The sequence below is a fragment of the Sediminibacterium sp. genome (assembly GCF_051861365.1).
Lineage (GTDB): Bacteria > Bacteroidota > Bacteroidia > Chitinophagales > Chitinophagaceae > Sediminibacterium.
In genome coordinates this window covers 1-14,069 of the sequence record NZ_JBHYCW010000046.1, presented here as the reverse complement: position 1 = coordinate 14,069, position 14,069 = coordinate 1, and the positions used below count along the sequence as shown (strand labels likewise).

13 protein-coding genes are annotated in these 14,069 nt (G+C 38.9%); 4 read left to right on the top strand and 9 right to left on the bottom strand.

Going from position 1 to position 14,069, the window contains the following annotated elements:
- The first annotated feature begins 253 nt into the window (after window positions 1–253).
- On the top strand, window positions 254–1,603 hold the full coding sequence (locus ACTIEV_RS14800; protein WP_439516744.1) for an undecaprenyl-phosphate glucose phosphotransferase: 1,350 nt from the start codon (window positions 254–256) through the stop codon (window positions 1,601–1,603).
- Between the two features lie 91 nt (window positions 1,604–1,694).
- Here ACTIEV_RS14800 and ACTIEV_RS14795 read toward each other — a convergent pair whose 3' ends face one another.
- The 5 genes from ACTIEV_RS14795 to ACTIEV_RS14775 form a co-directional block, all read right to left on the bottom strand.
- The gene (locus tag ACTIEV_RS14795; RefSeq protein ID WP_439516743.1) at window positions 1,695–3,260 is read right to left on the bottom strand and encodes a hypothetical protein; all 1,566 of its coding nucleotides are present in this window, start codon (window positions 3,258–3,260) and stop codon (window positions 1,695–1,697) included.
- Between the two features lie 97 nt (window positions 3,261–3,357).
- The gene (locus ACTIEV_RS14790; protein WP_439516742.1) at window positions 3,358–4,437 is read right to left on the bottom strand and encodes an acyltransferase family protein; all 1,080 of its coding nucleotides are present in this window, start codon (window positions 4,435–4,437) and stop codon (window positions 3,358–3,360) included.
- 80 nt (window positions 4,438–4,517) lie between these two features.
- On the bottom strand, window positions 4,518–5,522 hold the full coding sequence (locus ACTIEV_RS14785; protein ID WP_439516741.1) for an NAD-dependent epimerase/dehydratase family protein: 1,005 nt from the start codon (window positions 5,520–5,522) through the stop codon (window positions 4,518–4,520).
- On the bottom strand, window positions 5,519–6,292 hold the full coding sequence (locus ACTIEV_RS14780) for a WecB/TagA/CpsF family glycosyltransferase (RefSeq protein WP_439516740.1): 774 nt from the start codon (window positions 6,290–6,292) through the stop codon (window positions 5,519–5,521). The genes ACTIEV_RS14785 and ACTIEV_RS14780 overlap by 4 nt, the downstream gene beginning before the upstream one ends.
- 135 nt (window positions 6,293–6,427) lie before the next feature.
- Window positions 6,428–7,720, bottom strand: a complete 1,293-nt coding sequence (locus ACTIEV_RS14775; protein ID WP_439516739.1) for an O-antigen ligase family protein — start codon at window positions 7,718–7,720, stop codon at window positions 6,428–6,430.
- A gap of 127 nt (window positions 7,721–7,847) precedes the next feature.
- Between ACTIEV_RS14775 and glf the strand changes: the two genes are divergently transcribed.
- Window positions 7,848–8,951: a UDP-galactopyranose mutase gene (glf, locus tag ACTIEV_RS14770; protein ID WP_439516738.1), complete on the top strand. Its 1,104-nt coding sequence runs from the start codon at window positions 7,848–7,850 to the stop codon at window positions 8,949–8,951.
- A complete protein-coding gene (locus ACTIEV_RS14765; protein WP_439516737.1) occupies window positions 8,948–9,637 on the top strand; it encodes a hypothetical protein in 690 nt (229 codons plus the stop codon). Before glf ends, ACTIEV_RS14765 begins: the two co-directional genes overlap by 4 nt.
- A 60-nt stretch (window positions 9,638–9,697) precedes the next feature.
- Here ACTIEV_RS14765 and ACTIEV_RS14760 read toward each other — a convergent pair whose 3' ends face one another.
- A complete protein-coding gene (locus ACTIEV_RS14760; protein ID WP_439516736.1) occupies window positions 9,698–10,987 on the bottom strand; it encodes a lipopolysaccharide biosynthesis protein in 1,290 nt (429 codons plus the stop codon).
- A gap of 40 nt (window positions 10,988–11,027) precedes the next feature.
- On the opposite strand from ACTIEV_RS14760, the gene ACTIEV_RS14755 reads away from it, so the two are divergent.
- On the top strand, window positions 11,028–11,312 hold the full coding sequence (locus ACTIEV_RS14755; RefSeq protein WP_439516735.1) for a hypothetical protein: 285 nt from the start codon (window positions 11,028–11,030) through the stop codon (window positions 11,310–11,312).
- A 273-nt stretch (window positions 11,313–11,585) separates the two neighbouring features.
- Here the strand turns inward: ACTIEV_RS14755 and ACTIEV_RS14750 are convergent, their stop codons facing one another.
- The 3 genes from ACTIEV_RS14750 to ACTIEV_RS14740 form a co-directional block, all read right to left on the bottom strand.
- Window positions 11,586–12,308 (bottom strand): glycosyltransferase family 25 protein, encoded by a 723-nt coding sequence (locus ACTIEV_RS14750; RefSeq protein ID WP_439516734.1) that lies wholly within the window; start codon window positions 12,306–12,308, stop codon window positions 11,586–11,588.
- Window positions 12,298–13,149, bottom strand: a complete 852-nt coding sequence (locus ACTIEV_RS14745; RefSeq protein ID WP_439516733.1) for a hypothetical protein — start codon at window positions 13,147–13,149, stop codon at window positions 12,298–12,300. The genes ACTIEV_RS14750 and ACTIEV_RS14745 overlap by 11 nt, the downstream gene beginning before the upstream one ends.
- A 107-nt stretch (window positions 13,150–13,256) precedes the next feature.
- The coding region (locus ACTIEV_RS14740) for a hypothetical protein (RefSeq protein WP_439516732.1) at window positions 13,257–14,069 on the bottom strand (813 nt) is incomplete at its 5' end.

Below are 14,069 nucleotides of genomic sequence, written 5' to 3'. Positions count from 1 at the left end.
CTTTTCGGTGCGATTTTCTTGCCCTTTTTCATAACGTTGACCTCCTTTTTTGGTCAACCTTTTTTATATACGGACAACTTGTAGCTTGCAGCTTACAGCTTGAAGCCTTCTTCTTCCCTATTCCTTCCTTGTCTCCTGTCCCTTCTTTCTTGTCTCTTGATATAATTAATTGGCTTTATATTGCAATCAAATCCATCAGGAGATGTTCAAAGGCAATCAAATTAATTACGTCGTTAGGATTCTACTGGATTTTATGCTGCTACTCGTTTGTTTTGCAGCAGCTTCTTATTTTGATACCGGTAAAATACTTCATATCGTATGGCCTCCTTTGGTAGTCATCTTTGGCAGTAGTTTATTGATATGGTATGTAGTTGCACGGATCTTTTTACTGTATGGCGAGATCACTATTTTTTCTTTCTCACAGGAAATGACCGTTTTTCTTCGGCATCTTGCCACTCATTTGTTGCTACTAATATTTTTGCTCTTTCTATTTTATCAGGACTTCTACATTTACCGATCCTTGATATTTTATTATCATATTCTCATTTTCGCAACGATCCCATTTCAAAAATATTTTTTTAGGGTCACCGTTGCTTTTATTCGGAAGCAATACAAATACGAAAAAAATATTCTCATCGTAGGTGCAGGTGCATTAGCGGCTAATTTCTACAGAACAGGTATCTTGAACAACAGCCTAAAATACAATCTGGTAGGGGTGATTGATGATGTAGAACATCATTCCTTCAACGGAAAATACTTAGGTAGTATTCAACAACTACCAGATTTACTGAAGTTTAATAATATAGACGAAGTGTTTCTCGCACTTCCCAATGATGAGACAGAAAAGATCGATTATGTGATTGAGGTTTGTGAAAAAAATACCAAACGGGTAAACCTGATACAAGATTTTGGCAGACATGGTCTACCTTCTTTAAAAGTAACCAACTATGCCGGTTTCCCGGTAGTAGGATTGCGTTATTTCCCACTCGATGAAGCTGAGAACAAGTTTTTCAAAAGACTTTTTGATATTATTTTTTCATTGGTCTTTTTGGTATTGATCTATAGTTGGCTGGCACCCATTATAGCCATTGCCATCAAACTCAATTCCCGTGGACCCATTTTATTCAAACAAGAGCGCTGGGGATTGAATAATAAGAAAATCATCTGCTACAAGTTCAGAACCATGTACATGAGAAAGAAAGAGGAAGATGAGAACAATTTTGAGCAGGCAAAAAGAAATGATAAGCGTGTGACCAGCGTAGGTAGGTTTTTAAGAAAAACCAGCTTAGATGAACTACCCCAATTCATCAATGTATTATCAGGAAGTATGTCGATAGTAGGTCCCAGACCACATCCCATTCCCTTATCCTTAGAGTCAAAAGATATTATACCCAACTACATGCTTCGACACTTGGTAAAACCCGGTATCACGGGATGGGCACAGGTCAATGGTAGTCGTGGTGAAACATCCTTACCCGAAGACATGCATAAGCGTGTGAATTATGATCTTTGGTATATTGAAAACTGGAGCTTTTGGCTCGACTGTCAGATCATCTTCCAAACCATCGTGAACATGATCAAGGGAGATGAAAATGCTTATTAAGAGAGTGTCCATAGTCCAGGGTCGATAGTCCATAGTCATACCCTTCTTCGACCATGGTCCATGGACCATGGACTATCGACCATCAACTCGCTCACAACCCATACTTCAATCCCACACTCACAATATTCTGCTGATCAAATCTGCGTACTTGCATATTGAGGTAAAGACGATAAATGTATTCGTAGGATGCATTGAATAAGAATTCATCGGATCGTTGTTGAAAATCGAAGAGAAACGGAGGCTGCGGTTGTTGCGTATACTGCTGAACTAATGTACCTGCTCCTCCTTTGCGAAGATGAGTATACCGAGCATAAAGTTTTAAACGAGGCAATGGTGTAAATTTCGAATACAGTATCACACGATCTGCATTACTACCTATCCAATCACCCATTAAATATCCTTGATGCAGATAGTCTTGTGCTGCTAACAAGTTTCTGTACACAAATGGACGAACACGTGTATACTCACCGCCAATGGTAAAGTAGTTGATACCGGCAACATCTGTTAGTGAGCCTCCAATCGTGTACCCAAGCTGATTACGCTGTTTTACTTTGTCAAATAATCCCGAGAGCTTTACTTCATCGATAAAAAGCGTTCCATACAAATGCGTGTTTTTGATTTGATTGCGTGAACTCAGTTGCAAAAAGAACTGTCCATTAGACCCCTTTTCAATAGCTCCTGTATTATTATTGTTATCGAATGCTTTAAAAAACATGATAGGTATCAGATAGCCGATGTTCAATTTATCATTGTAGATCATCGATTCTCCAATCGATAAAATCAATCCTTTTTTCAACCTGATATCGAAACTATGAGAAGCCATGTATTTGGAAATCTCTACAGGTCGAAAACCCATACCGCCGGGAATGGGATAAGAATCAGAAGAGTCGATAATATTCGAGCGCAAGAAAGCATGCGTATAATTAAAACTCAGCCAAGGTAGGGGTTGATAATCCAGTCGAATATAGGGATATACAGGTGCCTTATCAGAAAGTATCAAACGTCCCCCTTCGCCATAACCCCATAAGAGATAATCCTGACCCACACTCACCGCACCATTTTTAAATTCATACCTCAAGTTGGCCCTTACTTCTGTATAACTCGCTTTGTTCTTTGCAAAGGGACTCAGGTTTACAATACCGGTGCTATTACCTGCAAACAATGATTTTTTGGAGGTATCAAGTCCGGCTCCACTTTCATTGGTATCATGAAAAGCGAACTGATATCCCAGATTTTTTCCTATCCGTCCCCAAACGTTAATACCCCTGCTGTACGACTTCACATCTTTGCCTTTACTACTGAAATAAGATCCCATAAAAATAGGATCCGCATACAAGCTGAAACCATCTCCTTTGGCTGATAAAATTCGCTTACGTTCACCTTCTTTGAATTCACGCAAATAAAAACTCAGTTCTTTCTTCTCCACCTCACTCAACATTGCCTCTTTTAGGGCAACAGAATCCAATACAGCATGAATATACGACTTACTCAAAGGCCTCACATTATCATTGAATGTAACAATACCTTTTTGGGCAAGACGATACAGGTAATTATATACTTCATGGGTATGACGCTCATAGGCAGGTTGTGCTACTGCTATCAATTGAAGAAATATAAATAGTAATAAGAACGAGCAACTTTTTTTAAACAAACTCATTTGATTTCATATTATAGGTAAAGATAATCAGAAGCAAAGAAAAGGTCAATAAACGAATTCAGGTATATCCTGCATGCAATAAAAATATTGCTGGCAGCTAGTATTTCTTCATCTTTAAAAACCTAGCCTCGAAAAACCGAAATGAACCCCATGCCAATAGATAAGTGCAGAGTATGCTCAGAAAATTCAAACACAATATGATTACCGATGTTCGAAAGGGCAGTTGCTGGAAAACAAAGACAAGTCCTGTGATGATAATCATATGATACATATAAATACCATAAGATATTTTACCGCCAAGAACCAGCCATTGTATTTTGCATGATTTTGATACGGTGGCTAAAGCCAATATCATAATGGAAGCCGCAGCACCATTGACCAATCTCCACAAAAAAAATTGATCAGGTATCAATAACCAATCTGTGAAAAATAGCAAACCAAACAATAGCAACCCGATAAACAGCAAACCATTTTTGAAACCATCTCTCCACTTTACAACTATATGAAATAATTCAGCAGCAATGATCCCGATCAAAAATAATTCGATATATAACCCCAGTTCTTCTAACACAAGAGCAATAGAAGGAAAAAAATTGTACAAATACACTATTATTATTAATAGCAAAATAATGACTGTTCTTTTTAGCCATAAAATGCCATAAACGAAATAAACCAATAATGGGAAGAATACATAAAACTGTTCTTCAACACTTACTGACCAGGTGATGGTGAGAATACCCCCCGGATCGTACCATGCATGTAGCAGGTTCGATAAAAAACATAATTGAAGTAAGATCGCTGTTCCAAGATCAGCTTGGTTCTCAAAGGGAATAGATAAGAGTGGTAAAAGAAAATAATAAAAAAGAAGTCCAAATACCGATACCAAAAAATACAAAGGCCATATTCGGAGCACCCTACGCATAAAAAAACGAAGAATATTAAACCTACCACCGTCTATTTCTTTTGAGGCTAACAATGAAAGCAAAAAACCACTCAATACAAAAAACCAGTATACAGCTTCCGCACCTCGTTGAAAAAAAGGAAGGTCATTATAGAACGGCAACCCTGCATTCTTGGATATCTCGGGCACGTGAAACAACACAACAAAAACAGCCAAAAAAAATCGAAGAACATCAAGATTAGGAAAATATCCGACAGCTGACTGTTTAAATGGCATGCAACAGTAATTATTAAAAACTTTGCAGTAGCAAAGGCATCAGATAATAATCTTATAGATAAATAACCAATACAAAAATATTATCCGACTACCGCCACCTTATTTGTTTGAGGCACTTGCTCACTCACTTGTTCCGCAATCCATTGATAGGTTTTTACCAACCCCTCTTCCAAAGTTTTTGAAGGACTCCATTTCAACTTTTCTGCTATCAGCCTATTATCAGAATTACGCCCCCGAACACCTGTATGAGGTACCGGAATATTTTTAATATCTATACTCTTTTCCGAAATACCAATCACCATTTCTGCCAATTGGTTCAGTGTCACCATTTCTTCAGACCCAATATTGAACGGACCCGTCAAATCTGAAGCCATAAGTCTTGATACCCCCTCCAAACATTCATCGATATATAAGAAAGAGCGGGTCTGTTTACCATCTCCCCACACTTCAATAGAACCTCCATCAGGAGCTTCGGCTACTTTTCTGCAAATGGCTGCCGGTGCTTTTTCTTTTCCACCCGTCCAAGTACCTTCCGGACCAAAAATATTGTGGAAGCGGGCAATCTTAACATTCATACCATGGTTACGACCAAAAGCGAGGTACAAACGCTCACTGAATAATTTCTCCCAGCCATAATCACTATCAGGATCGGCGGGATAGGCCGAGTCTTCCGAACATTTTGGATTATCAGGATCGGTTTGATTATAGGATGGATAGATACAAGCCGAAGAAGAATAGAAAATCTTTTTAGACCCTGTCTTTAATGCCTGTTGTAAAATGTTCAAGTTAATACTGGCAGAATTGTGCATTACATTGGCGTCATTCTCTCCCGTAAAAATATAACCGGCACCACCCATATCAGCTGCCAACTGATAAATTTCATCAAAGCGCATATCTAATACGGAACGAACCACACTCTGTTCCGTTAAATCACCTAATATAAATTCATCAGCCTGAGAACTGCTGAATTCATGTTCCTTAATGTCTACCCCTCTCACCCAAGCTCCTTCCTGCTTCAGTTTACGAACCAAATGTCCTCCAATAAACCCCCCGGCCCCACATACCAGCACTTTCTTCATACTCATATATACCGTTTTTTAGAAATGTAAAAATCCAAAAATTCTTTGATATTCAGCCAGATAAACTTAGGAACTATTTCCAAATATCGTTTATACAATCGTTTCGGCTCCATTAATACCCGGAAAAACCACTCTAAACCCATGTTTTGCATCCATTTAGGCGCTTGCTTGACCCGTCCGGTATGAAAATCGAAAGCAGCACCTACAGTGATGATATAATCCGTTTGCACATACTCACTCAGTTTTCTCGCAAATCTCTCCTGTTTGGGGGTACTGATACCGATCCACACAATATGAGCCCCTGATGCTTGAATCTGTTGCCCCAATGCTTCCATTTCGGCAGTACTCATGTCCCTGAAGGGCGGACAGAACACCCCCGACACCCCATAATTCATGAATTTACGACCAACTGCTTTTTTTAGTTCATCTGCAACACCTTCCTTCCCGCCACAAAAAAAATGACGAATAGGTTCATGGGCAGTGGCTTTCATCAAAGCTTCAAAAAAATCAGGACCATAACAGCGACGCATTCTTTTGGCTCCTTTTAACCTACCTACCCATACCACCGGCATTCCATCCGGTAAATTCGTATGAAATTGCTGCAATAGTGCATGAAAATCCGGGTCTTTCTGCGCTTCAATCAATCCATGAGCGCCCGTAGCACTCACACACCTGTTTTTACCTTTTGAAGTTCCTGTTCGTATATCGGTGACCATTTCAGCAACAACTGATGGTATATCCTGATCATAAATGGGAACGTTCAAAACAGCAATCATAGGATGTTTCTTTCTATATACGTGCTACAAATAAAAGGCTTTGTTCTGATTCGATACTTTTAAATCCGCAATACGATTGGTATGTTGTCATTGAAAATGCAAGTGATTGATGAGTAATGGATCGATCTGCATGTATTAATTTTTATTGAACGCAACAGAACCGGCAACTTCTCTTGCGGATGCATTCCCAAATGATTCCTCCGCATACACCAATCCAACAAATATCCAGAATGGCATAGCACCCATCGGTCCTTCCAAGAACACATCAAAAGATGCATTGATCAAAAAAGAGAAACTGATGGATAACAATACCAGCATAAATGGATCCAGATCCGGTCTACGAATATTTCTCAGATGCAAATACATCCAGTATAACCATAGAAAAAAAATGGGCACTCCAAATCGAGCCAATACTGTCATGTGAAAACTGTGTGGCGATCGAAGATTGCCTTCGGTAGGGTCATAATCTACATCATCAGTTGACGCCAAACTCATCCCCAAACCCCTGCCCCATAGAAAATACTCTCCCAAAAAAGTATAGTCTACAATCCTCGCCCACCAAACCAATCTCCATACTTTATTATCACTCAAAGTAGTTCCTTCCTCACCGGATGAAAAGATACTTACTGCATTTTCTTTTAGCTGCTGAATACTCAGTGATCTACCCTGAAAATTTTCTTCCAAGTTAGTAGATAAATATAAAGGCATGGCAAGTATCACAATCAGTGGTGCATACTTGATGAGCTTGATCATTTGTTGTTTTAATGCACGATTTTTTGTCAGCAAGAAAAACACCCCCATGGGTATAATAAAAGATATCATCCCAGATCTGCTATAAGACGATACAATCAAGAACAGGTAAGCAATCAGTATCCATTGTAGTATTAAAAAGCGTTTTGGCATGTTAATATATCCATTCAGTAAAAAAATACTGGCAATGAATAAATGGACCCCCATATCACCAAACTTGTATAAAAAAATACGCTGATCCCCAAAAATGATCAGCTCACGGAAAAAAGTGGAGTAAGAAGACAGCAGAAAAAAACAACACATACATAACGGATACCACTTGTAAATCGTTATTAGTCTTTGTTTCAAATAGGGCAATGCATCTTTAAAGTAATAGACAATAAAGGCAAAAATGATATAATTAAACACTACAGAATCACGGACTACATCTACAATACCATAACCTTCCAATATGCCCCTGCCAATATATAAGGTTGCCATCAACATGAACAGCGTTAGTAATGCCATTCTTTTGTCCCAGACAAATTCATAAGATCGCAGATCCCATAATACCATTAACAATCCCACTACAATCAATACCTCACTCAGATAGGAGTATGCAATTCCTTTGTTGAATAGCGCATACAACAGATACACAAAAACAAAAAAATTAAAGTAGATCCGTTTAAATACACTCATTCATTTCATGACTTGTAGAGCAAATAAAGCAATTTTAAGGCACAAAAACTATATTTGCCATGAGTCTGAAGGACATGATCCACTGAATTCATGTCTGCCTCTACCAAAGTGCCATAATAAATCGCAGATGACGCAACCTTCTTTTGATTACCTGATTGTTGGAGCCGGTTTTTTTGGCAGCATCTGTGCACATGAATTAACCAAAAGAGGTAAACGCGTATGTGTGATTGACTCCAGAAACCATATTGGTGGCAATTGCTATACCGAAGAAAGAAACGGCATCCATCTGCACATGTATGGACCACATATCTTTCATACTTCCAATCCCGAAGTATGGCAATGGATCAATCAATTCGTCGCCTTCAATCAGTTTACCTTACGTCCTGTTGCCAATTATAAGGGTGAGATCTTTTCTCTCCCATTCAATATGTGGACCTTTGCCAAATTATGGAACATCACAACACCCCAAGAAGCAAAAGCCATCATTGAAACACAGTCTGCCCATATTACACAGGAACCTCAAAATCTCGAAGAGCAGGCCATCAAATTGGTGGGTACAGATGTGTATCGGAAATTGATCAAAGGATATACGCAAAAACAATGGGGAAAAGACCCTGCCGAACTACCGGCCAGCATCATCAAAAGACTTCCTGTTAGGTTTACGTATGATAACAATTATTTCAACGATACATACCAGGGTATTCCGATCGGCGGATATACGCAAATTTTCTCCCAATTACTAAAGGGTATTGAACTGCGTTTGAATACAGATTATTTCAAAGATGAATTACCTACCCACGATCGGGTGATTTATACCGGACCGATCGATAAATTTTATGATTATCGCTTTGGGGAACTGGAATATAAAACACAAACATTTACCCATGAATTCAAAGCGCAAGTACCCAATTACCAAGGTGTAGCGATGATGAATTTTACAGATGTGGAAACAGCTTATACACGCATCATTGAACACAAACATTTCGACCCTGTTGATCTTCCACATACCTGGATCAGTTATGAATATCCTGTTCCGTACAAAGCATCCGAAAGCGAACCGTTTTATCCGGTGAATGATACACCTAACAATACCATCTATGCTAAATACAAAGCATTAGCAGATCAAGAACCGAAAGTAAGTTTTGGAGGACGACTGGCAGAATACAAATATTACGATATGCACCAGGTAATTGAATCAGCCCTGAACTTTATACGCAATCTTACAACATGAAGAACCTGATTATTAGTACGGTTGGAGATGAGTCTCTACATACGGAGTGGATTTCCGGACAAGCAAATTTCGATCTCTGTTTGATCTATTATGGTCGTAATGATGCAATAGCATCAGCCTATGCACAGGAGTCTGTTTACTTTCACAGAGCCATCGGCATGAAATACCATTTACTATCCGACTGGATAACAAATCATGCTAACACCTTACAGTCTTATCAATACATTTGGATGCCAGACAATGATGTGTCTATATCCACTGCAAAAATTAATGAGCTATTTATACTTGCTGCAGATTATCAGTTACAACTTTGTCAGCCGGCTATGAAAGGCTATGTATCACACCCACTCACCGAACCCAAGCCAGGCTCCTTTCTGCGCTATACCAACTTTGTGGAAGTATTGGCCCCATTGATGGATCTGGATACCTTACTAAAACTAAAAGACAGTTTCAAAACCAACTATTCCGGTTGGGGATATGATTATCTATGGCCGTATTTATTAGGGTATCCTAAAAATAGTATTGCCATCATAGACCATATCGTGATGCACCATACAAAACCCATTGGCGCAGACTATTCCCGTTTCCCGAGACATCCCAAAAAAGAAATGGCAGATATTTTACGACAGTATAAAAAAGGAATCAAAAAAGAACAAATGGTCTACAAAACCATCCCGGGAAAATAATTGCAAGGAGGGAGATAAAAGAAGAAGAAGCCACCATCTGTTTCAGAAAAAATGGAAATATCAGATTGGCAATTCGTGTTTTGTTGCTATCTTCTTTTTGAATTGCCAAATCAAGTACGTAGGATTATAAATAAAGTTTGTCGTCAGTAAAGCGATAATGGAGCCAATAGTCATCCCCACAATACCATATGAAGGGAGGAGAAAATATCCAATCAGTAACCCCATCAAACCCTGTCCAATAGAAAGAATGGTTTGCCCTTTATTCAAACGAAAAGCATGTAGAAAAACAGCAGATACATTATCCAGTACAATGAGTAAGGTAAAAACAGAAAACAGCGTGAACAGTTGTTCAATCTCTTCTCCGCTTTGTCCACTCCAATATGTAAATACCATTTTTCCTGCAGTCAACAAAAACAGTAATATCCCAACACATAAAAAGAACACGCTTTTCAATACTTTAAAATAAGTAGCTCTCAATTGCTTCCATTCACCCCTTACCTCCTGCTGAGCCAATGTTGGAAATAAAATAATGGTAAAATTAGTAGCTCCCATACGAACTACATCTAAAAAACGTGTCACCAGAAAATAATTGGCTACTTCTGCTTTAGTAATTAGATGATTGAGTAATATGATCTGAGAATTAAATACAATCACTACACTAATAGCATTTAAAAAATACCAGAAACTGTAACGAATATGATCTACCAATGCAACCCAACTAAACTGGTGAATAGAAATTACAAAATCTGCTTCTTTCTTAGAGAAGAAAAATAAAGTACCGATATACAGTACATTAACCACACTACTTGCCAACAATAATAAAACAGCAGAACCTTCTGTGCTACAGTAATACAATACGATAAATTCAAGCGTTGTTTTCCCAATCCTGATTAGCTTACAAATAAATATTTTATTAGCAGAATGCAGTATTACATCAAATAATGCGGCTACCACTGTTTGTAATACCAGTAAAGAAGTAAGTAAAGCATAAGCAAAAAAATGTGCACCATTTACCAATAGTTTCGAATGATACAACCATAGAAAAACCGGAAAAGCAATCAAAAAGAGCAGGAGATAAAAAAAGAAAGAAGAACTGACCAATACAGATGCGCGCAATGGCTCTTGAATCAATCGACGCATCAATCCTAGATTCAACCCTAGGTCAAATGCAGAAGTAAACAAGATGATATTCAGTAAAACCCCATAATTACTAAACTCCTCTATGCTGAACCTTTCGTTTAAAACAGGAATCAACAGGATGATCAATCCGGCACTACAAGCTTGCGATAAAAAGGTAGTGACCAAATTCACCAAATATTGTCTGGAAAATTGAATACCCAAAAATTTCATACGCTATAAAATCGCTTCTTGAAACCCTTAAAAAACATACATGATGATTGGAAATATCCAATTGCTGAAGCACAGCTTCGCTCTTTATTTCTCAATCCACTGTCACCCTAAGGAGCATCACGACTGCAAGTCGGGAAATGCGACGAAGGGCGCTTTTTTTTCTGCTTGTCCGCCTTTGGTGCATATCAAGACCTGCCTACCGGCAGACAAGGTGAAAAAAGTAACCGAAGACTCGCCTCCTACAAAACTTCTATCATCTAACAACAACTTCTTCGTCGCAGATAATAACCTTTGGTTATTAATGCTCCTCAGAATGACAGCATAACTGGGGGGTGAACTAGCGAAGAGAATTGGCTTTGCCAATTCTCTTCGCTCTTTATTTCTCAATCCACTGTCACCCTGAGGAGCATCACGACTGCAAGTCGGGAAATGCGACGAAGGGCGCTTTTTTTTCTGCTTGTCCGCCTTTAGGTATATCAAGACCTGCCTACCGGCAGACAAGGTGAAAAAAGTAACCGAAGGAAAAGCCTTTAGTTACGATATCTAGAGGCTAAAATACCTAATCCTATTTTGATGATATAAATAGCACAACATGCTATTATTTAAAATAACAGTAAATACGATTTCTCAAATCAAGTAAACTCAAAAAAATACGTTCCTTGAATTGATTCCTAGGTGAACGGATATAACTTGTCTTTTTCCCATTCGTACTGATCAATTCCGGCATTACACCTCCTATACTAATTGTTTCGTCTGTTATAAAATATTTGAACTGATCCACCGGGTGAGTAATCTTTCCGGTTTGCTTTAAAAGATAAGCTGCCGCCTTTTTGTTCAATGAATATCCGTAGGTACAATATACCGTTTTAATAAAAGGCGTACCCACATCATATCTGCTATTCAATGCCCTGCGTGTACTTCGAAATAATTGCATATGTCCCTCCCACGCACCCCAAAAAAAAAGATCATACCGACCAGACATATCCTGATAATTATTTTCGAGAACGTTGAGATCCTGAATGTAACTATCCGATTCAAGCACTAAAAATAAAGTATTTGCATTTGCATCACTGTTAACGATCTTACGCCATACCTGTCGGTGACTCAACAAACAACCCAATTCTCCTTCCCGCAATCGATGACCTGTTCTGGCATAAGACAAATCCAATAATTGCTTCTTAAAGGGTACATGGGTGTAAGCCGGATAAATAGCTTCTTCCAATTCAAGCAAGGGTAATTGCGATCTCAATTGCCGGATATTTTCCACCCGATCCGTTTCCCGAATAGAACCCACAATATATCCTTGAATCTTAATGCCCATTTATTAAAAAGTTTGTTCCTGATCGTAAATCCTCAAAGCAATGATAGGTTCGATGTTGTAAAGCATAAGGTGTAAAAAAATCAGTGGATTTAGTACCCGGATACAATATATGATGCGGTATTCCCAATAATTGGGCTAGATGCACGGGTAAACTATCACCACCAATCAGCAGATCCGTTGCTTTGATCAATTGAATCAACTCATGAAAATTTTCATACACAACCACATGACCATTTGCACCATTGGGTATTTGTTTGAAATAAGCCACCGTAACCAATTGAGCAGAACGAGCATAATGATCTTGTAGCTGTTGAATTATTTCGCTTCGAATTACTTTGATGGGTTGTCTGGAATCAGGAACGATCAATATATTTTGTATCTCCTGCTGACCTCGTTCAAATGTTTCCAATTGATGCATCGGGACAGAAAAAAAGCGTGCATACGCTTCATAAACTTTCCCACGCGTTACGACCGGACGAAAATGCATCCCACAAAAAAAACGCGGAAAAAATATTCTTTTTTGTTGTTCCAAATACAACTCCCCACTCATCTCGCCTGAGGCGAAACCCTTTCGTATCAATCGACGTAAGGAATATAATTCCGTAAGGGTATGTGGATGCAAAAGAAATCGATTCGTAAAACAACGCATCAATTGTTTATCCAACGAAAAATCCACAAAGCGAATCTGAATAGCCCCAGGAAGTTCAGGTGCTATCACTTCATACAATGGTTCCAAATGTTTAGATGCGATCAAAAAAATAGACTCCCTATTTGTGCTTCTAGAAGCCACATTCACCGCAATCAAAAAATCGCCATAAGCACGGAGGAGAAAAAGGGTCATGGGTGATCGGGTTATCGGGTTATCAGGTGCAGGGTACTAGGTTTTAGGTGCTAGTCTCGCCGCAGGCGAAAAAGCTCACAGCTCACAGCTCGTAGCTCGCAGCTTCTTCACCACGCAATATCATACCTCATCGATAACCGAATCTGAAAATTCTTTTTATCAGAAAGTGTGGATGGACTTCCGAAATCTCCATCCAGTTTTAACCATTTATAATTGATAGAACTGAGATGATCAATAGACCCGGCAATCATCAGTTGTTTGAATTGCCATTGTGCGAATAGGCTGGCAGAGATATCTACCCAAAATGCCCGGGTCTCACCGGAAGATGTTCCTGAGCCTGTTGTACCATTAAAATAGTTATAATAATAAAAGTCAGTATTCCGCATTACACGTTGTAATTGCATGCCTAGTTGATTATGACCCGATACCCAGGCTATATTCAATGTCTGACTATTACTGCCCGGTCCGATAGCTGCGCCCATCACTTGTCCAAAATGAGTATACCCATGACGTATGCTGGCACTGGTATACCAGCTATAGGAATTGGCATTGGGCGGACCAAAAGGATTATTTCGATCCAAGATCAGTTTTGCTTTGGGTAATCCCAAATGAGAGATCTCTGCGGATATGCTGATAAAATCCCCTTTTCTTTTGGTGGGCACCATTTTCCTAAATCCTACCGTATAGCCATAAGGTACAGAATCTTGGAACATGGCAAAAGGACTCATCATCTTATCACTGCGACCATATTCTGCATATATCTCTGCATGATCTTTGGGCATTGCGTAACGGAAAAACAAAGAACCCAATGAAGAAGATCGTAAAGTAGTATCAGCATATCGGTAAGAAGCATACGCCATACCCATTGAAAGGTTCTTGATACCCTTTGGGGAATAGGACAATACAAAACCGGTCATCCT

Bases quoted from the DNA above. Each gene is read 5' to 3' on its own strand.
- ACTIEV_RS14800 (WP_439516744.1), top strand. From the start codon at position 254: ATGCTGCTACTCGTTTGTTTTGCAGCAGCTTCTTATTTTGATACCGGT.
- ACTIEV_RS14795 (WP_439516743.1), bottom strand. From the start codon at position 3,260: ATGAGTTTGTTTAAAAAAAGTTGCTCGTTCTTATTACTATTTATATTT.
- ACTIEV_RS14790 (WP_439516742.1), bottom strand. From the start codon at position 4,437: ATGCCATTTAAACAGTCAGCTGTCGGATATTTTCCTAATCTTGATGTT.
- ACTIEV_RS14785 (WP_439516741.1), bottom strand. From the start codon at position 5,522: ATGAGTATGAAGAAAGTGCTGGTATGTGGGGCCGGGGGGTTTATTGGA.
- ACTIEV_RS14780 (WP_439516740.1), bottom strand. From the start codon at position 6,292: ATGATTGCTGTTTTGAACGTTCCCATTTATGATCAGGATATACCATCA.
- ACTIEV_RS14775 (WP_439516739.1), bottom strand. From the start codon at position 7,720: ATGAGTGTATTTAAACGGATCTACTTTAATTTTTTTGTTTTTGTGTAT.
- glf (WP_439516738.1), top strand. From the start codon at position 7,848: ATGACGCAACCTTCTTTTGATTACCTGATTGTTGGAGCCGGTTTTTTT.
- ACTIEV_RS14765 (WP_439516737.1), top strand. From the start codon at position 8,948: ATGAAGAACCTGATTATTAGTACGGTTGGAGATGAGTCTCTACATACG.
- ACTIEV_RS14760 (WP_439516736.1), bottom strand. From the start codon at position 10,987: ATGAAATTTTTGGGTATTCAATTTTCCAGACAATATTTGGTGAATTTG.
- ACTIEV_RS14755 (WP_439516735.1), top strand. From the start codon at position 11,028: ATGATGATTGGAAATATCCAATTGCTGAAGCACAGCTTCGCTCTTTAT.
- ACTIEV_RS14750 (WP_439516734.1), bottom strand. From the start codon at position 12,308: ATGGGCATTAAGATTCAAGGATATATTGTGGGTTCTATTCGGGAAACG.
- ACTIEV_RS14745 (WP_439516733.1), bottom strand. From the start codon at position 13,149: ATGACCCTTTTTCTCCTCCGTGCTTATGGCGATTTTTTGATTGCGGTG.